26 protein-coding genes are annotated in these 22,919 nt (G+C 39.6%); 9 read left to right on the forward strand and 17 right to left on the reverse strand.

All coding sequences use genetic code 11. The features are described 5' to 3' along the window. Positions 1-143 precede the first annotated feature (143 nt). Complete coding sequence (gene hrpB, locus Q4574_RS02315) at positions 144-2,615, reverse strand: ATP-dependent helicase HrpB (protein ID WP_303470999.1); 2,472 nt, start codon at positions 2,613-2,615, stop codon at positions 144-146. A gap of 58 nt (positions 2,616-2,673) precedes the next feature. Between hrpB and thpR the strand changes: the two genes are divergently transcribed. The 3 genes from thpR (at position 2,674) to Q4574_RS02330 (ending at position 4,776) form a co-directional block, all read left to right on the forward strand. Then, positions 2,674-3,204, forward strand: coding sequence for an RNA 2',3'-cyclic phosphodiesterase (thpR, locus tag Q4574_RS02320; RefSeq protein ID WP_303471000.1), 531 nt, complete (start codon positions 2,674-2,676; stop codon positions 3,202-3,204). Positions 3,205-3,303: 99 nt separating this feature from the next. Beyond that, positions 3,304-4,158, forward strand: a complete 855-nt coding sequence (gene purU, locus Q4574_RS02325) for a formyltetrahydrofolate deformylase (protein ID WP_216048861.1) — start codon at positions 3,304-3,306, stop codon at positions 4,156-4,158. Between the two features lie 15 nt (positions 4,159-4,173). After that, a complete protein-coding gene (locus Q4574_RS02330; protein WP_216048862.1) occupies positions 4,174-4,776 on the forward strand; it encodes a histidine phosphatase family protein in 603 nt (200 codons plus the stop codon). Between the two features lie 16 nt (positions 4,777-4,792). Here the strand turns inward: Q4574_RS02330 and Q4574_RS02335 are convergent, their stop codons facing one another. Continuing rightward, positions 4,793-5,362, reverse strand: a complete 570-nt coding sequence (locus Q4574_RS02335) for a hypothetical protein (protein ID WP_303471004.1) — start codon at positions 5,360-5,362, stop codon at positions 4,793-4,795. A gap of 364 nt (positions 5,363-5,726) precedes the next feature. Here Q4574_RS02335 and Q4574_RS02340 point away from each other — a divergent pair, with 364 nt between their 5' ends. Further along, the gene (locus Q4574_RS02340; RefSeq protein ID WP_216048864.1) at positions 5,727-7,895 is read left to right on the forward strand and encodes a M3 family metallopeptidase; all 2,169 of its coding nucleotides are present in this window, start codon (positions 5,727-5,729) and stop codon (positions 7,893-7,895) included. An 85-nt stretch (positions 7,896-7,980) separates the two neighbouring features. Here the strand turns inward: Q4574_RS02340 and Q4574_RS02345 are convergent, their stop codons facing one another. The 3 genes from Q4574_RS02345 to Q4574_RS02355 are packed head-to-tail and all read right to left on the reverse strand — an operon-like array spanning position 7,981 to position 8,734. Next, complete coding sequence (locus tag Q4574_RS02345) at positions 7,981-8,160, reverse strand: hypothetical protein (RefSeq protein ID WP_303471007.1); 180 nt, start codon at positions 8,158-8,160, stop codon at positions 7,981-7,983. Positions 8,161-8,178: 18 nt separating this feature from the next. Beyond that, positions 8,179-8,481 carry a hypothetical protein gene (locus tag Q4574_RS02350; RefSeq protein WP_216048865.1) on the reverse strand — a complete coding sequence of 101 codons (303 nt, stop codon included), beginning with the start codon at positions 8,479-8,481 and terminating at the stop codon, positions 8,179-8,181. Between the two features lie 7 nt (positions 8,482-8,488). After that, positions 8,489-8,734 carry a DUF6868 family protein gene (locus tag Q4574_RS02355; RefSeq protein ID WP_216048866.1) on the reverse strand — a complete coding sequence of 82 codons (246 nt, stop codon included), beginning with the start codon at positions 8,732-8,734 and terminating at the stop codon, positions 8,489-8,491. A gap of 327 nt (positions 8,735-9,061) precedes the next feature. Here Q4574_RS02355 and Q4574_RS02360 point away from each other — a divergent pair, with 327 nt between their 5' ends. Both Q4574_RS02360 and Q4574_RS02365 read left to right on the forward strand, forming a co-directional pair. Then, complete coding sequence (locus tag Q4574_RS02360) at positions 9,062-9,634, forward strand: paraquat-inducible protein A (protein ID WP_303471010.1); 573 nt, start codon at positions 9,062-9,064, stop codon at positions 9,632-9,634. 178 nt (positions 9,635-9,812) lie between these two features. Beyond that, entirely contained in the window at positions 9,813-10,286 is a 474-nt protein-coding gene (locus Q4574_RS02365; RefSeq protein WP_303471012.1) for a 3TM-type holin, read from the forward strand. A gap of 64 nt (positions 10,287-10,350) precedes the next feature. Here the strand turns inward: Q4574_RS02365 and Q4574_RS02370 are convergent, their stop codons facing one another. The 4 genes from Q4574_RS02370 to Q4574_RS02385 form a co-directional block, all read right to left on the reverse strand. Continuing rightward, positions 10,351-11,286, reverse strand: a complete 936-nt coding sequence (locus Q4574_RS02370; RefSeq protein WP_303471015.1) for a DMT family transporter — start codon at positions 11,284-11,286, stop codon at positions 10,351-10,353. Positions 11,287-11,389: 103 nt separating this feature from the next. Next, entirely contained in the window at positions 11,390-11,947 is a 558-nt protein-coding gene (locus Q4574_RS02375) for a helix-turn-helix domain-containing protein (protein WP_303471017.1), read from the reverse strand. Positions 11,948-12,346: 399 nt separating this feature from the next. Beyond that, entirely contained in the window at positions 12,347-13,168 is an 822-nt protein-coding gene (locus Q4574_RS02380) for a LytTR family DNA-binding domain-containing protein (RefSeq protein WP_216048871.1), read from the reverse strand. Between the two features lie 222 nt (positions 13,169-13,390). Next, positions 13,391-14,212 (reverse strand): spondin domain-containing protein, encoded by an 822-nt coding sequence (locus tag Q4574_RS02385; protein WP_216048872.1) that lies wholly within the window; start codon positions 14,210-14,212, stop codon positions 13,391-13,393. Positions 14,213-14,479: 267 nt separating this feature from the next. On the opposite strand from Q4574_RS02385, the gene Q4574_RS02390 reads away from it, so the two are divergent. The 3 genes from Q4574_RS02390 to Q4574_RS02400 all read left to right on the forward strand — a co-directional run bounded on the left by Q4574_RS02390 (position 14,480) and on the right by Q4574_RS02400 (position 16,015). Continuing rightward, the gene (locus Q4574_RS02390) at positions 14,480-15,016 is read left to right on the forward strand and encodes an RNA polymerase sigma factor (RefSeq protein ID WP_216048873.1); all 537 of its coding nucleotides are present in this window, start codon (positions 14,480-14,482) and stop codon (positions 15,014-15,016) included. 1 nt (position 15,017) lies between these two features. Then, positions 15,018-15,410: a DUF6768 family protein gene (locus Q4574_RS02395; protein WP_216048874.1), complete on the forward strand. Its 393-nt coding sequence runs from the start codon at positions 15,018-15,020 to the stop codon at positions 15,408-15,410. A 134-nt stretch (positions 15,411-15,544) separates the two neighbouring features. Beyond that, positions 15,545-16,015, forward strand: a complete 471-nt coding sequence (locus Q4574_RS02400) for a Dps family protein (RefSeq protein WP_303471664.1) — start codon at positions 15,545-15,547, stop codon at positions 16,013-16,015. A 222-nt stretch (positions 16,016-16,237) separates the two neighbouring features. Here the strand turns inward: Q4574_RS02400 and Q4574_RS02405 are convergent, their stop codons facing one another. From Q4574_RS02405 to rpsC, 8 genes are all read right to left on the reverse strand, one after another. Continuing rightward, positions 16,238-18,157, reverse strand: a complete 1,920-nt coding sequence (locus Q4574_RS02405; protein ID WP_303471026.1) for a GGDEF domain-containing protein — start codon at positions 18,155-18,157, stop codon at positions 16,238-16,240. Between the two features lie 364 nt (positions 18,158-18,521). Continuing rightward, complete coding sequence (locus Q4574_RS02410; RefSeq protein WP_303471027.1) at positions 18,522-19,064, reverse strand: prepilin-type N-terminal cleavage/methylation domain-containing protein; 543 nt, start codon at positions 19,062-19,064, stop codon at positions 18,522-18,524. A 221-nt stretch (positions 19,065-19,285) separates the two neighbouring features. Continuing rightward, the gene (locus tag Q4574_RS02415; protein ID WP_303471029.1) at positions 19,286-20,092 is read right to left on the reverse strand and encodes an ABC transporter substrate-binding protein; all 807 of its coding nucleotides are present in this window, start codon (positions 20,090-20,092) and stop codon (positions 19,286-19,288) included. A 243-nt stretch (positions 20,093-20,335) separates the two neighbouring features. Beyond that, positions 20,336-21,097 carry an ABC transporter substrate-binding protein gene (locus Q4574_RS02420; RefSeq protein WP_303471031.1) on the reverse strand — a complete coding sequence of 254 codons (762 nt, stop codon included), beginning with the start codon at positions 21,095-21,097 and terminating at the stop codon, positions 20,336-20,338. A gap of 244 nt (positions 21,098-21,341) precedes the next feature. Then, positions 21,342-21,602 carry a 30S ribosomal protein S17 gene (gene rpsQ / locus Q4574_RS02425; protein ID WP_216048881.1) on the reverse strand — a complete coding sequence of 87 codons (261 nt, stop codon included), beginning with the start codon at positions 21,600-21,602 and terminating at the stop codon, positions 21,342-21,344. After that, the gene (rpmC, locus tag Q4574_RS02430) at positions 21,602-21,790 is read right to left on the reverse strand and encodes a 50S ribosomal protein L29 (protein WP_216048882.1); all 189 of its coding nucleotides are present in this window, start codon (positions 21,788-21,790) and stop codon (positions 21,602-21,604) included. The genes rpsQ and rpmC overlap by 1 nt, the downstream gene beginning before the upstream one ends. Continuing rightward, complete coding sequence (rplP, locus tag Q4574_RS02435) at positions 21,790-22,203, reverse strand: 50S ribosomal protein L16 (RefSeq protein WP_216048883.1); 414 nt, start codon at positions 22,201-22,203, stop codon at positions 21,790-21,792. The genes rpmC and rplP overlap by 1 nt, the downstream gene beginning before the upstream one ends. A 5-nt stretch (positions 22,204-22,208) precedes the next feature. Continuing rightward, positions 22,209-22,910, reverse strand: a complete 702-nt coding sequence (gene rpsC, locus Q4574_RS02440) for a 30S ribosomal protein S3 (protein WP_216048884.1) — start codon at positions 22,908-22,910, stop codon at positions 22,209-22,211. Positions 22,911-22,919: the final 9 nt, after the last annotated feature.

Consider the following 22,919-nt stretch of genomic DNA (forward strand, 5'->3'; position numbering starts at 1 on the left):
GCTTTAACTGGAACTGTTTAACAATTACTCTATTGTATCGGTTAAGCGATGCGCATCTCCAGCATTATATGTGAACACAATGTTAAACGAATGAATTTACAGGTAAATTAATTTCCAGACCCAAACACCGCAATATACTTAAGCTACATATATTTCTTAACTCGCGTGGTAGCTTGCGCTGTTGCTGGGTTATCTGGCCAAAAGTGCTTTGGATATCTGCCTTTCATTTCTTTTTGAACTTGAGCGTAGCTCCCCTGCCAAAACCCCGCGAGATCCTGAGTTTTCTGCAATGGCCTACCAGCAGGCGATAGAAGGGTTAATGTGATTGGAACTTTACCATTGGCGACACTTGGAGAACCGTCGTAGCCATACATGTGCTGCATTTTCACTTGCATTTCAACTTGACCATCGGCTGAATACACGAGTTTGCAGTCTTGCCCTGTTGCGTCTTTTATTTTAAGGGGATAATGCTTGTGTAATTGTTGTTGCTGTTGCCAACTTAATCGACTCTTCAATATGGTTATCCAATCCAGTTGGTATAACTTACTGGCGTTGACTATGCCATCGAGAAAGGGTAGCAACCAATCTTCAATTTCAGCTAATAAAACCGCCTCGGAGAAATCAGGCCACAGGTCATCTTCAACCTTATTTGCTAAATTTAGCCGATGGATCAATGTCCAAATAGCCTCTTTCCAGTTTAAAAACCCTAACCCTTGTTGTTTGATTTGCGCAACTAAGATTTGAACGCATTGTGATCCGTCTACAGCTTCTATCTGTTTTTCCCGAATAGTAATAGCGCCAAGTATTTGTTTTTCTCGCGCCACAACTTTGTTTAAGGAACTCGACCAGGTGTATTCATTGCGTTGTTCAAAATGTCCTTTGAATAATTCAAAAACCAAAGGCTCTTCAATGGGTTCGGCTAATTGAATTAGCGCATCAGCATGTTCGCCTATGGTTAATTTGCTCACGACAATCCATTTGCTCAAGCTAGCAGTAGATTGCGTAGCAGAATTGAAATATTTTGCCCCTGTTCCGTTTACCAATTGATAAGAACCATTGTCTCTTAATCGACCTATTCGGTCGGGATAAGCTGCGCTCAACAATTGGCTCAGTTTACCTTTTTCCAGATTCACAGTTTGGCTATCACAATGACACCCGAGGCGTTTTGCCCAACGTTTAGCTTGCGTCCAAATTGGGTGTGAAGGTTGCCCAAGAAGAAAGAGTAAATGTTGCCGCAACTGAGTTTCTTTTCGTAATTCATTGATGGGCCTGAATTCTAATAAAGCGACTAGCAAAGATGCCATGGCTTTTTGAAAACGATCTCCTTGCTGACTTCTCAGTAAAATCGCTGCTAACCTTGGATGACAACCAAAACTGTTCAGTGAGCGCCCAAGGGAGGTCAGTTTTTCATTAGAATCGATAGCACCTAATAACAATAGTACTGACTTAGCATAGTCAAGTTGTGATGAACTTGGATAATCTAGCAGAGGTAGTTCAGATAGCTCGCTTCCCCATACTTTTGCATCTAAATACAAGCCACTAATGTCTGTCTCTGTTATTTCTGGGGCACGCTGAGCAATTAGCCGTTGGTGAGTATCCTTTGACCATAGTCGATAACAATTTCCAGCCGATAAACGACCCGCTCGACCAGCGCGCTGCGTTGCAGATGCTTTGGAAATATGTTTCATGCTCAGTTGTTCGATTCGTCGCTGCCAATTGAAATTGGCGACATTTTCTAAACCTGAGTCGATAACCACAGTAATACCATCAATGGTTAAACTGGTTTCAGCAATATTGGTAGCAAGCACAATTTTACGTTTGCCCTGCTGAGCGGGTTGAATTGCCACTCGCTGCTTTTGTTTGTCCAATTGTCCAAACAAAGTGTGGATTTCTATTTCGGATGGGGTCGAGTTTACAAAATAATTTCCACAAAGCTGCTGTGTTGCCAGTATTTGTTTTGCCCCAGGTAAAAATACAAGAATATCGCCTTCGTGATTGTCTACGGCCTCTTTAATTACCTGAAAAACATCTTGTTCAAGTTGTCTGTTACTTCTTGGACGATAATGGCTAGTAACAGGAAAGCTGCGACCATGACTTTCCATCTGTTTGGCATTGGGCAATAATTTAGCCACCGCTCCGGCATCTAAAGTCGCTGACATGACCAATAATCGCAGGTCATCGCGAAGTGCTTGTTTTACTTCCAAACATAAGGCTAAGGCAAAATCAGAATGTATATTGCGCTCATGAAACTCATCAAAAATAATCAAGCCAACATTGGCTAACTCAGGATCGTTTTGCAACATGCGAGTAAGCAAGCCTTCGGTGACAATCTCCAACCTGGTGTGAGCACTTACTTTGGCTTCACCTCTTATGCGATATCCGATAGTATTCCCTACCGACTCACCTAGTCGCTCGGATAAATAATTAGCAATCGAAGTCACTGCAATTTGTCTCGGTTGCAGCATGATGATTTTCTGATCGATAAATTTGGGATGTTGCAGCAGTTTTAATGGCAAGTAGGTAGACTTACCAGCGCCAGGGGGAGCAACTAATACAACATCTTGATGAACTAAATCTTTTTCTAATGCTGGCCAGCAACTTTCTACAGGTAACACGCACTCAAACCAAAAAATTCCTCTATAATCATTTCATTCTATCGTTGCTGGAGTTTCAATGCGCTACTTTTTAGGATTTGATTTAGAATCCAAATCAAAAATTGCCATAGATGATTGGCGAAACAAAGCCTTACCTAAGTTTGAACGCGCCGTTCCAGCTAAAAATTTTCACATCACCAGTGTGTTTTTGGGGCAAGTTAAAGAGCAACAACTCGATCAACTTTGTTGTGCCATACAAAGCAGTGAATTTCACAATTTTAATTTGCAAATTGATACGCTAGGTTATTGGTCAAAACCTAAGATCTTATGGCTTGGCAGTACACAAATTCCAACTCAGATGTTGCGAATAACTAAACGTTTAACAGAATATGCCCAGCAAGCCGGTTTAAATCTGCCCATTAGAGAATATATTCCCCATATTACGCTAGTGAGAAATGCTAAAAGTAATCCTCCAGCTCCCCTGATTAGCCCGGACTTCCAACTGCAGGTGAAGCATTTACATTTGTTTGAGTCGGTGAGTGGAAAAAATGGAGTGCAATATCCTATTCGACAGACTTGGCCGCTGCATCCTTCCATTCGCCCTCGATAAACTTTTATGTAATTCCAATAAGTGCTTTACCTCAGGCCTATTCCGGCAGCACAATAAGGGGATTAGTAGTAAGTCCGATTTAACAAGAGTAATTTATTCATGCAACAAACCTTCAGGCTGGTAATCGATTGTCCCGATCAAGTAGGATTAGTCGCTGCTGTGAGTCAGTTTTTAGCTGATCATCAAGCCACTATTGTAGAAGCAAGCCACCATACAGACGCCAAATTAGGGCGCTTTTTTATGCGTCATGAAATAAAGACTGACACGCTGAAATTGACTTTAGAGAGTTTCAAACAGGCCTTTGAACCCATCGCTAAACAATTTTCAATGAAGTGGAAAGTATCCGATTCCTTGCAAAAACAAAAAGTGGCTTTGCTTGCCAGCCATGAATCTCATTGCCTCATTGATATTCTGCATCGCTGGCACAGTGGTGAGCTTGATTGTGAAATACCTTGCATCATTGCGAATCACCCGCAAATGAAACAATTTGCAGATTGGTATCGAGTACCTTTCCATTGGGTAGATTTCAAAAATCAAGACAAAGCAGTGGCCTTTGCCCAAGTTGAAGCTTTACTAGAAGAGTATCAAGCAGATCTCACAGTACTTGCGCGATTTATGCAAATTGTGCCTGACAACTTATGTCAAAAATTAGCAGGCAAAGCTATCAATATCCACCATAGCTTTTTGCCGTCCTTTGCCGGAGCTAAACCTTATCAACAAGCCTATGACCGCGGTGTTAAACTGATTGGCGCGACTTGTCATTATGTGACAAAAGACTTAGATGAAGGGCCAATTATTGAGCAAGAAGTGATACGCATCAGTCACAGTGACTCGGCTGAAGATATGGTTCGTAAAGGCAAGAATTGTGAAAAAGCCGCGTTAGCCAATGGCGTTCGTTACCACTTGCAAGATCGCGTGATTATTCACAAAAATAAAACCGTTGTATTTGCATAAATTAAGGGCTTAATGATGTCTATTTATTTGGTCCGCCACGGTGAGACAGACGGCAACCGAAATAGGATTGTACAGACGCCAGAGACTCCGTTATCCGCTCATGGTCAGCAACAAGCAAAAGATTTGGCCGATGCTTATCAACACCACGCTATTTCTAGAATATTGTGTAGCGATCATACTCGCACCCAGCAGACAGCAAAGCCGGTTCAGCAACTATTGGGCTGCGAATTAGTTTTATCGGAACTGCTACAGGAACGTAATTTGGGAGCGCTCAGAGGAACCCCTTGGAAGCAAATTGACTTTGATTTTTTAGCCGCCGATTATCAACCCGAAAATGGCGAAAGTCAGCACCAATTTGGACAACGTGTTGAGCTAGCGTGGCAACACATTATTGAACAGGCGAACGCGGTAGAAGACAGCTTAATGGTAATGACTCATGGTTTGGTCTTACGATATATTTTAGAACACATTTTGAAAATTGATCGGCTGAGTTTAGAGCGCGCTGGATTTGAAAATACCTGTGTAACCCAGATAGCTAAAAACGATTTCAGTAAAATTCAGTTACTTTGTGACATTAAACATTTACGTCAAACAGTCGTAAAGGGGGCTGCGGTTTAGCACTGCGAACTTAGCGTTAGAAAAATGCGGCGTAATTAACATTTAGCTTATTATCGATTAATCCGTTGTCAAACAAAGTGCCAAATTCATCGTTAGCATCCCAATGGTGACTACTCAATGCGATATCCACCTGATGGTCATCTCGGATGCCTTTGAAACGACTGCTAATCTTATAAATTTTACTTTTCGGTAAGGCGAGCTCTAATCCCTGAGAAGTACTAAATTCAGGCGCAGATTGCAGGATGACACCCGCACTTAGACTAATTTTACGATTGACACTATAGCGTGGTAAAAAAGAGTAACGCTTAAGACTGATTTTTTGGCTATTGATGCCCCACTGCAGCTTACCGTTCGCATAGCTCATACCGCCTTCAAATGACAAACGTTGGTTAACCGGTTGACTAAATGTTAATTCATATTCCCGATGACGACAGCCATCAAATTTAATACGAGATTTATTAAATTCAATTTTGGTAGTCTCTGGTACTAGGTTGTTTAGCCAATTCACCCCTTTAGCAATAAAAAACTCATCTGCTTGGCAGCTACTGCCAACTAAGGTCATAAACAAACACAAATACTTGAACATGATGGCTAACTCAAAGGGTTTATTTAACTTGATTAAATAGTACTCAAAAAACAGCAGCTGTAACGTACATCAACCGACATTAGGTATTCGAAACAATACGTGAACAACAGACGATTCAAACACACAACAATACTTTTCAATCACTTAGTTAAAAAGACCAAACTCAGCACTTCGGCTTAAAACTAGAAAAAGATATGTGAAATTTACTTTGTAAGGGTTTGTAGACGATATGTAAAAGTAGATTTGGCCTTAGCGCTTGTAGTTTTGACACTAAAGATTAGTATTATCCACAATGCTCATTTCAGAGCATACAATAAATAATAATAATGACGGAACTATCTCTCAAATAATTGGTAAAAATTAAATGAAAAAATTTGCTCTGACACTAACAAGTGCAATGCTAATTGCAACATTAGGTGGGTGCTCTCAAAGCACAACCCCCACTAAAACAGAAGATAAAACATCCATGACTGAACAAGTCGCACAAGAAACAAATCCATTACTTGCTGAATATTCAGGCCCTTATGGCGGTGTTCCAGCTTTTGATAAAATGGACTTAGCCCTACTAGTTCCAGCGTTAGAAAAAGGAATGGAAATCAATTTAGCCGAAGTAGACGCGATTATTAACAATCCTGAAGCGCCTACATTCGAAAATACTATTGTTCCGTTAGAAAAGTCTGGTGCAGAGTTAGGTCGCGTATTCACCTACTGGGGTATTTGGAGTTCCAATAAGAATAGCCCTGAGTTCCGTGAGATTCAAAAGGAAATGGTTCCTAAGATCTCCGCGTTTAGTTCAAAGATAAACCAAAATGAAAAGCTTTTTGCACGGGTAAAAGCAGTGTATGAAGGCGAAGAATATAAACAGCTCAATTCTGAACAGCAACGTGTGACTTGGTTGACATACAACGGTTTTGCACGCAATGGCGCGACCTTGGAAGGGGAAGCGAAAAAGCGTTATGCAGAAATAAACCAAGAAGTAGCAAGTTTACAAACCAAATTTGCAAATAATGTGTTGGCTGATGAAGAAAACTATGTGCTCTACATCGACGCTGATCAACTTTCTGGTTTACCTGAGTCCTTTGTGACTGGTGCAGCATCAGCCGCAGCCCAGCGAGGCCATGAAGGTAAATATGCGATTACCAACACCCGTTCATCAATGGACCCGTTCTTAACCTACTCTGAAGAACGTGAACTACGTAAAAAAGTTTGGGAAACCTATTATAGCCGCGGCAACAACGGTGACGAATATGACAACAATGAATTGATCAAACAAATTTTAAAATTGCGTCATGAGCGTGTTCAACTGTTAGGTTACGAAAACTATTCACAGTGGAGACTAGAAGATCGCATGGCGAAAAATCCTGAAAACGCCATGGACTTAATGCAGAAAGTTTGGCCTGCGGCTATTGCTCGTGTGGATGAAGAAGTAAAAGACATGCAAGCCGTTGCGGATGCAGAGAATGCGAATATCACCATAGAGCCATGGGATTATCGTTTTTATGCTGAAAAAGTACGTAAACAAAAATACGACCTAGACTCAGACCAAGTAAAACAATATTTGCAGTTAGACAAACTTCGCGAAGCAATGTTTTATGTTGCAGGTCGTCTCTTCAACTTCAAATTTACACCTATCGAAGAAGGCAAAGTACCTGTTTTTCACCCAGATGTTAAAGTATGGGAAGTGACAGATCTTACGTCTGGTGAACATATAGGTTTATGGTATTTAGACCCATTTGCTCGCACTGGTAAACGTTCTGGCGCTTGGGCAACCACGTATCGCAGTTACACCACTTTTGATGGTAAGAAAACGGTACTTTCTTCGAATAACTCAAACTTCGTGAAAGGTCCTGAAGGCGAGCCAACATTGATTTCTTGGGATGATGCGGAAACTTACTTCCATGAATTTGGCCATGCATTGCACTTCTTATCGGCCAAGGTAGTCTACCCAACGTCACATTCAGGTGTGCGTGATTACACTGAATTCCAATCTCAATTGTTAGAGCGTTGGTTAATCACTGATGAAGTAATTAATAATTATCTAGTGCATTACAAAACCGGTGAACCTATCCCACAAGAGTTAGTAGCTAAAATCAAAAAAGCATCTACTTTCAATGAAGGTTTCAAAACCACTGAGTACATGGCATCTGCAATAATGGACTTGTTGTATCACACAACAGATCCTGCTGCGATTGATCCTCAGAAGTTTGAACAAGAACAACTTGTGAAATTAGGCATGCCGGAAGAAATGGTAATGCGTCACCGTAGTACTCAATTTGGGCACATCTTTAGTAGTGAAGGTTATGCGTCTAGTTATTACGGGTACATGTGGGCTGAAGTTTTAACCTCAGATGCTGCTGAAGCCTTTGCTGAAGCACCTGGTGGATTCTACGACAAAGAACTAAGTGAAAAGCTAGTTAAGCATTTATTCGCCATTCGAAACGCAATGGACCCTGCTGAAGCTTATCGTTTGTTTAGAGGTAGAGATGCAAATGTAGAAGCCCTGATGCGCGATCGCGGATTCCCAGTGAAATAAGCCTGATTCAATACAGGTTTTAATCTTAAAAATAGCACTTTTAAAGTGCTATTTTTTTGTCTTCACATCAGCGCAGGAAATCGACTCAAGAGCGGTTAGACATATGTTTTTTAGACGTCTTTAAAATACCAATCCACAGAGCCACCTCCAACAAAAAGCCTAATGCAATGAATGCGATTGCGCCAATGACACTGCCAACGTAATAGCAGACAAAGGCGAGGCAAAATAACGCTGATATTAATAAATACTTAGTTGTTTTCGACATATCAATCTCATAGGTTTGTTAAGGGCATTTAAATGAAACTTCATTCTCAGCACAAGGAAAGCAACTGCGAACTTCTTTGCCTGTATAGGCATTGCAAACCTTACCGGTTTCAACATCTACCAAATAAGACTCATTCTCAGTTTGATAGTAGTAATGAACAAAAAGGTCTCCTTGATCTTCAAACTCATGTTGGGAATTGGGCTCACCTTTGGCGACCAATAAATCTTCCTGACTTGCCAATTGAAGTCCATCGTTTGCTATCCCACTTTTGAAGATAAAAATTGATCCACAGACTAAGAATATGAATACGGACTTCTTCATTTAGCGCTTAACTCCCCATTATTTTTAAAGCAATATACGGAGAAACAATAAAAACCAATGTCATGACTTTATAAAGACTCAGAAAGTTAATATACAAAGGTGGCAATGTGCTTTTTTCAACTTTGAATACCTTACTATGAATTGAAGCTATTGCATCAGGCATAAGTGTTACAATTAATGTAGCAAGTAATAAATAGGCGAGATTAATTATTGACGCCCAACCAAATAGCTCAGTTATTTGTATAATAGTCATAATGGATTACCCTTAGTACCAATACTTTAATCAGTCTTAGTCTAACTAGTATAAGAGTATAGCGGTCCAAACTCATTTTTTATTACAACTCAAAAGATATCAAACTGAATTCACAGCCTTGCTAGCTCCCAAGTGATATTAATTTTACAAGCAATATAAAACAAACTTAGGTGATGCAAAGTCATCACAGCTAAATCAACTTCGGTCAAAACAGACTCGGAATTCAATCACTTTCATAAATATCTAATTTTTTTTAAACCAACAACTGATTTCAAAAATGATTAGGGTATATTTGTCCCATATTGAATACACTCACAGGATTATGCTTTGAAACGTCATATTGGTTTTGCTTTAAATATTCTTGCAATAGCTTTGTTTTTCCCAGGGATATTGTTACCTATGTTTTCATTGGATATGGATTTAGCCGCTTCCCTAGGAGGCTCTTCTTTAGGATCCAATATAGTTGATAAAGAGCTTTCTATAATGGCGACTATCGACGAATTGTGGCAAGACCAGAGAATATTGGTTGCGACCCTTATTTTACTTTTTTCAGTGGGGATACCGCTTATCAAAACAACGATGGTTTGCTTTGCTTATTTTCAAACCGGAACCAAGCTAGAACGCATATTTTTAAGTGTGGTTTCTAGTATTGGTAAATGGTCCATGGCCGATGTATTTGTGGTTGCGGTTTTTCTAGCAATCTTGTCCACAAACCACGCAGAAACAACAGACTCCCACAATTTTGCTGTATTTGGTTTTAAAATGTCCTTAGAAATTAGCACCCAAACCCTATCTAATGTTGGCCAAGGGTTTTACTATTTTACGGGTTACTGTGTATTGTCATTACTAGGCACGCACTTTGCCATCAAAGGAATGAAACAAGGAAATTTTAAGGGGTAAATTAACCGAAAAATCACTTTTACCTTTAAATACACACAAAATTGTATAAAAATACAGCAGTGCGTATTGAAAAGCTGTCGCATAACAACACAGGTTCAGACAATTGCTATTTTTATAATGGTTATGAGTCGCAGTAGATAACCCGTAAATTTCCCCATTACTATAGAAAGGAGTCGTTATGGCTATTGGTATTATGGAATTTATTGGCGGTATATTTAAACCAGCAGCAGATCTAATTGATAATGTGCATACTTCAGACGAAGAGCGCTTAATGTTGAGAAAACAATTAGATGAAATTAGTTCAGGTGTGCAACTTAAAATGATCGAGTTGGAGCACAAAGTACTAGAATATGAAACGAAATTACTTCAAGCACAGCAAGCAGTGATTATTGCTGAAGCGCAAGGTAAAAGCTGGATACAGAGAAACTGGCGACCGGTATTAATGATGGTCATCATTTTTATAGTGGCGAATAACTATATTCTTTTTCCCTATCTCAGTTTATTCACCGACAAAGTGGCAATGTTAGAACTGCCAGAGGAACTGTTTACGCTGTTAACCGTAGGTGTAGGCGGTTATGTTGTCGGTAGAAGTGGCGAAAAAATAGCCCAATCTATGCGCAAACAACCAAGTGTAGAGAATGAAGGAAAATAAACCAGAGCAAATATTCCCATAGTGACCATGAAGTCACTATGGGGAAAACATTACCATCTGCATGTTAAGTTTTCGATATTACCACCGAGTCCATCTGAGGCTGAAGTTTAAACTTCACCGTTTGTAATGCTAGGCACAGCGAAATCAGCCCCATACCAAACCAACCAATCAACTTAAAATCTTCTCCCACAATGATAACCGCTAAAAAAGTAGCAACCAAGGGCTCGATTAGCGTTATTAACGTGGCGCGACTAGCATCAACAAGTTTCAAGCCAAATCCAAACAATAAATACCCTAGAAACATCGGAAAAAAGGCCATGTACAAAGCAACCGAGGTATTTGTAACGGTAGAAAATAAATTAGCACCGGTAAACCATAAAGACGGTAGTAACAACAATGCAGCCAAGCCAAATAACCCTGCCATCGAAGATTGTGAATCAATACCTTTTTCAATCAAATGTTTAGCTGCCCAAGAATAGCCAGCATAGGTTAGCCCTGCCAATAAACCCAAAATAATCCCCACATATTGTAAGGTTTGGTGAGTTGATGTGACTAAACCGTCAGTTTTGCCAATCACTAACAGGACAATTCCAATAACGCCGATAACAAAACTCACAATCCACTGAACAGAAATATTCTTTTTACTAATAACCCGTTCATACAATGCAGCAAAAAAAGGTGCACTAGCAATAGAAATGACAGTACCAATAGCAACACCAGAAAATCGCATCGAGGTATAAAAGGCTAACGGGTAGATCGCGACACACGCGCCTCCGAACAACACGAAATGGGGATACGCGAGCATTAATCTAAAATCAGCGCGTAACTTGGAACGGGCAGAAAACACCAAAAGCACGCCGCCGATACCCATCGAAAAAGCCCCTATCGCCAATGAGCTAATATCTGGCGCATAGCTTGCTGCTACCCCAGTGGTTCCCCAAAGAAAGCTAGCAATAACTATTGCAAAAATACTTTTAAAAACGTGGAATTGCTGAGACATAACAAAATGTGAGAATGTGTATTTAATGGTAGTAAAACTATACGCCTTTAAAATTCAAAAAATTTGACAAATAAGACACTTTCTTTGACGAAGCAGACTAAATTTAATGTTTAAATTTTGTTGGAGGAAGACCAAAATAGCTTGAAAACTTTCGGCTAAAGCTCGAAAGATCACTAAATCCGACCCTTTCACCAACTAGTTGCAAAGGATAATCCGTATGGCGCAGTAATGCCTGAGCTTTTTCCATCCTTAAGGTGGTGACATATTTCATTACAGTAGTACCAGTCTGCTGCTTAAACAATTTTTTAAGTTGTGTTTCACTCAAACATGCAATTTTAGCCAAGTGTTTAATTTGTAGTTTGTTGGCAATATTCTGTTCTATGTAGGCAATAGTAGCGCCAATTCGTCTATCCACTTTTGGTAGTAAAGCTTGTTCACTCAATATAAGAAAGAAAGTTTCGTACATCGCTTGCTCAAGAGACGGGCTTAGCTGGTATTCAAGTTGATTCTCGACAAATCCTAAATAACTGATAAGACTTGAATTAATTGTAAAAACAACCTGTTCTGACAGTTCCAGGTTTTTTGGCAGAACTTGCATATCAGCGACTACAAACCTAGCTTCAGTATTTGCCGTAAAAAGATGAGATTCATTGGCTTTCACAACGACACACTCACCTGGCGCTACCTTGCCGTTAAAGTTACCTACTTTAATGTTGATAACGCCTCTGAGAGGCAAAACCAATTGATTGAATGTGTGGCTATGATTAGTTGGCTTAGTACTGTACGACCGTATAGACAGATGGTTTGGCATAGAAACCTTATCAATTTCAGTTTACTTCAAGCTCTAGCCATTGAACTATTGTAATCTACTAGGCCAGAATGACAGTGTCGAAAGCAATATTACGCAAATTCATTAGCCTCTGTCATCCTAAAACAGTCGCAATTCAGCTAGCAAAGTGGAATGTTAGCTTATTTGACGTTTACGACATAATACGCGGTTAATTCACCTCCCCTTCCTGTTAATAGCAGTTGCTATAATTCCGATAAATTTGTTGCTAAATCAATTTAAATTTAGTGCGCTCAGTTTAAGCTTGTATTTACGACTTACCTTGAGCTCAACGCCAGAGACTAATCTGGCCATATATTCGCCATTTGAATTAGGGGTTAGATGTGTAATCTGGTTCAAATTTATAATGCTTGACCGATTGATCCTTGGAAAACACCTTTTATCCAATTCGGCTTCAAATTGGCGAAGTGTTTTACGCACTATGTGTGTCTCATCAAGAGTATGGATACACATATAGTCACCAGCGGCTTCAATCCACAAAATGTTTTCTAGCTTGATCCGTAACCATTGAGTGCCGCTTTTAATTGAAATAGTTTGTTGCAAATCCGTTAGTGTAGCTTGCTTCGAATGTTCTAGGCATTGCATAAAACCATCCAACGACTTACCGGTTTTACTACACAACAATTGATTAAGTTTAGTTTGCGCAAGCAACGCTTGATTCTCTAACAATGCATTTCCTAGCCTATCTAAACAAGCCTTAAGACGGCAATTGGAGATGGGTTTTAATAAATAATCAAACACTTTGTATTCAAACGCTTGCATCGCAAACTCGCTAGATGCTGCGACAAAAACAATTTTAGGTAGTGGTACTATTGCTCCATTGAGCTTATCTAGCAGTTCAATACCACTTGCGCCAAGCATTTCGATATCAACAAACACGACATCAGGCTGGTAATCAAGAATATAGCTATAGCCACACTTTTGATTATCACAATGGGCTAATACGTTAATGTTTTCGAATGCCGTTAAACGAGGCGTCAAGCATCTATCTATAACGGCTTTATCTTCAACAACTATTGCTGAAATGGTATCCATCAAATTTCCCCATAAAATTTGCATGTGGGTACTATTGTGATGCCTCACTGGTGACCTGCAAATTCAAGATGTAACAAGGTGTTGATGGGATTTAGCAAATAAAAAGGATAGAGCAGTGCTGAGCCTCGCGTAAACCGCTAACGCCAACTTATAAGTTGAAAAATAATTTTGGATTCAGGATATGCGAAAAGCTGCCACCCAAGTGCGCAGCAGCAGATAATATTAGTCAGCTAATTTACGTTTAATCCGAGCCATCAAACCCAATAATCCGATAGCAAAAAAGCCCAGCGTTGCAGGCTCCGGAACTTGTGATACGGTGATGCGTGCCACTTCAAAACCAGATGCTGTAAAATCGGCAGCAGCTTGGTCTAGAGTATAACCTGTGGCAGTAGTTCCACCGATGATAGCTAATCCTCCGGGTAAGACTTCAAGCCCGTTGTGAAAGGTGACCACCCCATTTTCGTTTTGACGTGCTTCGGCCTCAGCTCCTTGCAAGAAAGGCGCACCAAATCCTCGGTTTAATTCAGTACCAGAATCGTAGACTGATGAACCTAGCACTAAGATGTCCAATCCTACAAAGTTACCATCGTCATTGAATAGTGAATATGCCATTGGGTTGTCATTGCCAATGAACGCATCGTTTGTAGGAATAAGCATGGATAAGAAGCTGAAATAACCACTGCTCATCGCTTCTATTTCTAACAATCCGCTAGTTGCCGTTTCACCCGGCTCAAAAACGGGCGCCGCACCAGTGGGAGCGGCTAACACACTTTGAACTCCCATTGGGTTACTCATTGCAAAATCCGCTTCAATCCCCGCAGTCATGCCATTTTCCGCTAAACTTTGTAATGACGAAGACGCCACAGAGCCTGCGTCAAAAGCATCGTACATACCGTCATGAAAGCCTAACCAGACTGGCGTCATAGCTAAACCTCCATCGTCAAATAAACTGCTAACCTGCACCTGAATAGTTGTAGCATTGGCTGAGAGGCTTAGGCATGCCCCCAAAGCAGTAGTGATAATTCCTTTGTTTAATGTTTTCATAATTATGATCTTCCAATATTCTAAGTAAACACGCTTTTGAAACAATATTTAAAGCGTTCCCGTGGCTTACATCCCTTTCGTTTGTCTTATTAATGTTAGAGATAGAAACATTGGCATTAATAAATTCACTACTAATCGCCAAGCAATGAGGGATAACTACTAGCAATTGTCAGATTACGAATGATTTATCACAAAAGTATCACGGGCGAATCACGAAAGATTAAAGAAATACTGAACCGCTGGAGCTTATTGACAGACCTATAAAGTATGAAAAGAAATAGTGAAACAGTTTTAACTGAGTGGTTAGTCATAAACGCTCAAATGGGCGATGAAAAAGCACTCGAACAGTTGCTTCGTGTCTGGTATCCCAAATTAATTGGTTATGCGTCAAGACTTCTGGAAGACGAACACTTAGCAAATGATGCAATCCAAAACGCGTTGCTTGATATGTGCAGGAATATTAAAAAAATTAAAGATCCTGCGGCTTTTCCTAAATGGATTTTTAAAATACTACAAAACAAGTGCGCTGATTCCATCAAACATTTACAAAAAGAGCGTCACAAAGCCCGTGCACTTGAAGCAAGTCAATACCTTGAAATCGAGAAAGTTGAGTTGCTAGACAACACACCAGAAGTTGATCTTTCTAATCTAGATAACAACGCATACCAGTTAGTGTACTTACACTATTTTGAAGAGTTTACGCTAACCGAGATTAGCCATATTGTCGGACTCCCGGTAGGTACATTGAAATCGAGGCTGCATGGGATTCGACAAAAACTTAAACTAAGCAATAAAGGACATTAAAATGAGTGATATTAATCAAAAAATTTTAGCGGCCATGCAACAACAAAGCAATGCTGAAAAGGTATCTGAACAAGAAGCAAATACATTGCAACTTATTGGTCGAAGCTTTAAAGGGACATTCAAATTTACGGCCATCGCGATTATTTCCCTGCAAGTTATATTCATAGGATTGGCAATTTATTTCGGGTTCAATCTATTCAATGAACAAAATATTGGAATTAAATTACACTGGCTGCTTGGAACACTTGTGGCTTTTATCATCTTCGCAGCTATGCGCTTATGGTTGTTCATGGAATTAAATCGATTGTCTGTACTCAGAGAAGTTAAACGAGTTGAGCTACAGCTAGCTTTGTTATCCAACCAATTGATTAATAATAATAAATTTGACGGTTGAACTTTTTCTGACATTAAACGTTTATATATTGAGAGATTGATATAGTGAAGCGATATACTCAATCGATAAAACTAATTATACAAAATTTTCTAAACGACTATACTGATTAGCAGATTCTTAGATAACAAGGAGAAATTATGAAAATTGACATTGGTATTAATGAAACAGATCGTAATCAAATCGCTGAAGGTTTGAAAAAGTTACTGGCAGATAGCTATACCTTGTATCTCCAAACCCATAATTTTCACTGGAATGTGACGGGTCCTCAATTCAGAGAGTTACATTTGATGTTTGAAGAACATTATACTGAGTTAGCGGTTGCTGTTGATGATATAGCAGAACGGATCCGGACTTTGGGTATGGTTGCACCAGGGACCTATAAAGAGTTTGCAAAACTGAGCGCAATTAAAGAAGTCGATGGCGTCCCCGCGTCAGAAGAAATGGTTAAAATTCTATTGCAGGGTCATGAGCAAGTGGTTAAAACTTGTAGAGAGGCCCTTAAAGTAGCTCAAGATGCAGATGACGAATCTTCTGCAGCATTGGTATCAGATAGAATGCGTGTACATGAAAAGACCGCATGGATGCTTAGAGCAACTCTAAGATAGTAGTTGGCAACCTACTTGATTGTAAACTTGTAGGCTAACTGTGCATCATTATCATACTTACCGTCTTGTCGACTTAATATTTATTTTGAAGTGGACAAAGACGGTATTTTGTTTCTGACGTATGCAAAATGTTGGGATTCTGACTGCCTAGTAGGCCAGACAATCTGGTTAACTCAGGCCGCATTTTGAATCAGTTATTCCATCAAGCAAGTAACAGTCAAATTAGCCCGTAGGTTCTACTTTGTGTTTAAACTGCATCTCATCTGTGTATGTTTGCACCTGATTCTTACCTTTGGCTTTGGCTTCATAAAGTGCTGCGTCAGCTAAGCTGGCGAGCTCAAGAAAGTCATTGCACTGCTCTAAGTTTGCCGCCAAACCAAGACTAAAAGTAACCTCGCCCACTTTTAAACCCGCTTGTGAGATGTGCTCTTGAATATTTTGGAAAAGACGTTTGGCTAATTGATTGCCTTCTTTTTCACTGCTATTTGGTAAAACGAATAGAAACTCTTCACCACCAATTCGCCCTACATAGTCGGAAGCCCGTAATGCCTCTTTGCAAATTGAAGCAACGAACTTCAGCACTTTATCTCCTTCAGCGTGTCCGTAATTGTCATTTACTAATTTGAAATTATCCACGTCGAGCATCAGTACACATAAGTTCTGTTTGTAACGTTTACTAATAGCAAAGGCCTGCTCCCCGGATTCCAAGATACTCCTGCGATTGCGTAATCCAGTCAGATTATCCAATATGGCTAGGCGTTTATTTTTGCGATAAAGGGTAAATATTATGCAAAGGAAAAGCATCACTAGAACGGTAAAAATCATTAGCCCAAACACGATCCAATTTTGTCTTTCTTGTAATTGGCGTTGTTGCTCCAACTGGGTTTGCAACAAACTGTTCTTTTCATCTAGAAACTCATTTTCTAATTGTTGCTGTGCTAAATTGAACTCGCTGTTTAATCTAGCAGATTGACTAGTGATGTCTAATCTAGCCTTAGCCAAAAGAGCCCGTTCAGACTTAGACATATACTCAAATGCCTTCTTATAATTGCCCATTTCACTTAGGATCACGCCATACTGATTAAAGGCATCCCACTGTCCCGCTAAGTCATCAGTCTGGGCGGCTAAGTCAGCGGCTTTTTGCCCATAAACAAGAGCTCGTTCAAGGAATCCATTTCCTTGGAGCAGCGAACTGTAATGAACATAGGAATTAGCAATAGCAACAGGATTGTTCAACTCTTCTCGTAATGTCACTGACTCAGCAATCCAGGTCAGCGCTTCTTCATCATTACCATCTTTACTATGAAAATAGGATTTAAGTAGATAGGCGTAGGCCAAAGAAGAAATATCTTCCATTTTGGCAAATATCTGTATGCCATTATCTAATAAAAAAAACGCGCGCTTTCGGTCTCCTACAATATTAATCATTTGAGCTTCCGCCATTAACGACACGGCTCGAAATATAGTAGTTTGCTCCGTAAACATTTGTTTAGATAACTGATAGAAGACTTCCGCTTGTTCGTAATTTTTCAATTCGTAGTTAACGTCACCACTATAATATAAAGACAGCCCCGACAGCACTTTCCAATCATTTTCATTGGCAATACTGTTTACTTCAGACAGTGCCTCCGTCGCCTTGGTATAGCGTTGCAAGTAGGCATCATTGATACCGTTGTACATAGATAAAACCGCTGATAAGTAAGCAATTTGAGATTCAGCTAGGTGTTCTTTACTGCCGTTAAGCGCATCAAGTATTGCTTGAGCTTGCTTAAAAGATGACTCTGCTTTGACGTATTGGCTTAATGAATAAAACCTATAACCTTCAAATACATGCCACTTCAATGCATTAGTATCATAGGATTGGTTTATCTCTAATGTTGCTAACTCATCAAGTATTTCAGTGAGCAGTTCTACCCGATCAAACTGCAGGTATAAAGAAGCCAAAGACAAACTAAAATGAACTCTTTGTTCTACAGAGTTTGCATTGGCAATTTTCGTTTCAAGTGAACTGTGCATGGATGAAAACGGAGTTTGAGTATCTGCATACTCAAAGAAAAAATCGGTTTCAGCTCTTAGGGTAAAACTACAGAACACAATCAATACTGCAAGTAGTGATGGAATGTTAATGAAGCGCAACCTCATAAAGATAACTGCCCTTTATATGCGTAAAAACGGTATAGGTAAATAGTTGATTATTCGAGCAAAATAATCAACACATAAATTCTATATTTAATTAATAAGCGCATTATTTGTTTGCTTTGGAATTTTTTTGACCGTTATGCTAGTTGAATTTCCTGACAGAATTTAAACAACAGTCGTGTTTAGGGCAAATAGAATAAAGAAAAACACAGCATACATAATGTCTGATGAGGGAATAATGATTGCGGGTTCGCTACTTGACGGTGTTTGAGTAATATATCCCTGATAAGAGTTTGAAGAATATACAATGACTAACTACAAGCTAAATCATAACTAGTTGGGCATCTAGCGCTACAGTCTGTTGTATTTATTCACCCATGTTTACTTTTTGAATTTCACCAGCACTGCCAGAATAGGTCTGGCCTAACGAGGTAAAACTTGCCACATCATTAATGAAATATGCAAAATGAGGCAGATCCCCAGAAGCGAAAGTAGCATCATTAAATTTCTTACCATAAATGCAAATATTAGAACTACCTATTGCACTCCAACCGGCAACTTGCGGACTACTATTACTGATTGCATTCATGGGTTCTGCGTCTTCTAACAAACTTTCCCACAAATTAATACAGAGACTAGTACCCGATCCACTGCCTGTTGGCCATTCAGAAGCACTATCAATTTCAACTGTAGAACCGTGGACAACAATGGGACTTGTTTTTCTAATCAAATACGTACTGCGAACCAAATCAACTGCTGATTTAAACGCTGCAGTTTCCCCTTTCATTGCAGCTAGATTGGCATCATCGGACAAATTCACGTAACGCGGCAATGCAGTAACTGCTAATATTCCCAATATCACGATGACAATGATTAGCTCAATTAAGGTGAAGCCACGCTGATTCAACAATGTACAATCCCTTCTGTGAATTTTTTACTATAAGACGTTTCTTACGTCCTTTCTAAGATAAGATAAATAGATATGTAAAACAAGTAATTAGGATGTTTTTCGGTTAGATGAAGTTATAACGAAAACACTTATCAGCACACCCAAAAGCGAGTGTGACTTCACATTTTAGAATCGAAACAGTTTACATTAATCCATGCAGCCCAATATTTACATTTGTATATCTACTTGCACCTATTGGCTGAAGCTGAATCATAAATTCCACCATTTAAACGAATCGAATTGCTCAACTGACCAGACTCCCGAAAGGTTCTCCACTGGCGGTTCAAAGCTGGAAGGATGTGCTCTAAGTCTTTATTAATCACAAAAACCAATGACGTATCATGAACAGAACTAGGGGATTTATAAAAAGTCTGACCACAAAACTGCGTTTGATTTATAACAGAATTAGCATTGTATTCATTCATCACTGCATAATCGCAACGCCCTTTTAATAACATATTGACGATGGTTATTTGTGCGCTTGAATCAACCCGTATTAACTTTCCGTCTGTAAAAGATTGGGTTAAAGAAGGATAAACATAACCTCTTCTCGCGCAAATCAGTTTTTGGGAAATTGTAGACAATGAAAAAGGTTGGTTAAATTGCGTTAGAGAATATAAAAAACTTTTATGAAGTAGCAATTCATTACTGAACAAAACCTCTTCAGGTTCGTTTAACCAAGCTGGACTTGAAAGAAAAATATCTGCTTTTCCCGCTAAAACCAAATGCTCATTTCGAGATCGATTAGAATCTAAAAATACTACCTTGAACTTTTCATCTTCTGGAAAACTTGCAAAAAAATCAGGAACGATCCCTTGGTAACGATGACGCTTTTCATCAAAATACAAATAAGGTGGAGCCCCAGGATCATTTATCGCAAAAACAAGTTTAATTGGCTGCTCTACTCGTTTTACCTCTTGATTCGCGTAGCTACTACTGGAAAATACTAAGCAACCAACAAATATGACTTTTATGAGATAGTCTAACACTACCAAAACTCCTAACTGCGAAATTTAAAACTTTAATACCAAGTCTTTTATTAAGGCCGTAAGCCAATTCGAACTAATCAATTATAAACGATTTTGGTAGGGACAGTTTAGGATTTTGACTATCAGGAAGGCTTAAGACGCGGAATTGAACTTCCTAAAACATCCTAGTTTATTTATCTGACTGATGAGTTTGAATATCTATTTTATCCTTTATAAATTAATAGATAACTTAATTCCAAAAGGTTAGTTCCCGTCGATTTCAGACAAATCTTGGTATGGCGGTGGCACCCCATATTTCTCATAATATTGATTAATTTTTCCAGTCTTTCGGTATCGCAGCATCACTCGCGCTATATCATCGTAAAAAATAATCGCTTTTGATTTTAATGGTATGCTGATGTAGTGATGATTATAAAAACTATCTTCAAAGGTCACTTTGTCGAATCGTCCTTCAAATAATTCACTATTGTGTGAGGATGATGTAACCACAATATCTATTCTAGCCATATCTAACATTCCCACTAACTGTTCGGTTTTACCCACTAGTGTTAGGGTATTGCTGTCTATTTTTGCAAAATTTGGCGAGTAAAAGACACCACGAATAGCGCCGATGGATAACTTTTCAAGTTGCTCATAAGAGGTAACATCTTCCGTAATTCGTTTAGATTTATAGAAATATAAGGTTCTTTTTTCAACAGCATACTTGATGGGTTTCAAAAACGTTTGACGCTTTTTAGTCATCGAGTGACGAACTAACAGATCAACATTTCCGCGCTTAGCTTCTTTAGTCGATCTTATCCAAGGCGCGTATACCCAGTCGACATCATGTCCTAATTCACTGAGAACATCTTCTACAAGTTCAGGAAGAATACCGATACATTTTTTACCATTAAAATACAAATCAGGTGGATAGTCCCGACAATGGGAAACCAGAGTGTCGGCGAGAACATATGACGGCAAAAAGACCAAAGATAGAGTAACCCATACACAAACAGCTATTTTCATAGAAGCATTTTTCAGATAAACACATAATGAGTATAGCCATATTTAAACCTGAGTTTAAATCTATTTTAGATTTCCCCTCAGGTTTCAATATTGTTGTGCAATTTGTAGATTGGAATGAATTAAGACTGTTTAGTAGTAACCTGCTAGCAGGATTTAGTCATTGTCTAACAAACGCGAATTGACTTTACGCAGGCACAAAAAAGCCGCTCGAAAGAGCGGCTTTTAATCTATAACTTTCTACAACTTAAATAGCAGTTGCTTTAGTTACTACGTCAACCAAGGTCCAGTTTTTAGACTTTGACAAAGGACGACATTCAGTAATAGTTACTACGTCACCTTCGTTACATTGGTTAGTTTCGTCATGGGCGTGAAGTTTAGTAGAACGCTTTTGGAACTTCCCATAAATAGGATGTTTTACGAAACGTTCAACAACAACTGTAATGGTTTTATCCATTTTGTTGCTTACCACACGACCGCGAACTGTACGAATTTGTTGTTCAGTCATTAGCTATCAGCCTTTTCAGTCAGAATGGTTTTAACACGCGCAATGTTACGACGCACTTTACGTAGCTGGTCAGTCTTTTCCAACTGTCCAGTGCTGTGCTGCATACGTAGGTTAAATTGTTCGCGAAGAAGGTTTAACAACTCTGCGTTCAATTCTTCTACGTTTTTGGCTTTCAGTTCAGCTTTCATTACATCACCGTCCGAGTTACAAAGGTTGTCTTAAATGGCAATTTAGCCGCTGCCAATTCAAACGCTTCGCGAGCCAATGATTCTGGAACACCTTCCATCTCATATAACACACGGCCTGGTTGAATTTGGCATACCCAGTACTCAACGTTACCTTTACCTTTACCTTGACGCACTTCTAGAGGCTTCTCAGTAATTGGCTTGTCAGGGAAAACTCGAATCCAAATTTTACCTTGACGTTTAACGTGACGAGTCATAGCACGACGGGCTGCTTCAATTTGACGTGCAGTCATACGACCACGGCCAATTGATTTCAATCCGTAAGTACCAAAGCTAACTTTGCCGCCCGCAACTGCCATGCCGCGGTTGCGACCTTTATGCATTTTGCGGAATTTCATACGTTTAGGTTGTAACATAATTATTAGCCCTCACGCTTAGCAGAACGGCCTTTCTTCTTAGGTGCTTGAGCAGGTTGCTCTTGCGTAAGAGGCAATCCGCCTAGTACTTCACCTTTGAAGATCCAAACTTTTACGCCAATGATGCCGTAAGTAGTCAAAGCTTCTGAAGTTGCATAATCGATGTCAGCACGGAAAGTGTGTAGTGGTACACGACCTTCACGATACCATTCTGAACGTGCAATCTCTGCTCCGCCCAAACGACCGCTTACTTCAACCTTGATACCTTTAGCGCCAAGACGCATTGCATTCTGTACAGCACGCTTCATAGCACGACGGAACATTACACGACGTTCTAATTGGCTAGAAATACTGTCAGCAACAAGCTGGCCATCTAGTTCAGGTTTACGCACTTCAGCAATATTGATCTGAGCTGGCACACCGGCTAGCTTAGAAACAAACTTGCGAAGTTTCTCTACATCTTCACCTTTCTTACCGATTACAACACCAGGGCGAGCTGTGTGAATAGTCACACGAATACTTTTTGCTGGGCGTTCGATAACGATTTTCGATAGAGACGCGTTTTTCAATTCTTTAGTCAGGTATTTACGTACCTGGTGATCATTAAACAGGTTGTCTGCATATTCCGCTGTGTTAGCGTACCAAGTAGACGTCCATGGTTTGCTGATACCCAGGCGTATACCTGTAGGATGTACCTTCTGTCCCATTTCTAATCT

Source organism: Aliiglaciecola sp. 3_MG-2023 (genome assembly GCF_030548205.1).
Taxonomy (GTDB): domain Bacteria; phylum Pseudomonadota; class Gammaproteobacteria; order Enterobacterales; family Alteromonadaceae; genus Aliiglaciecola.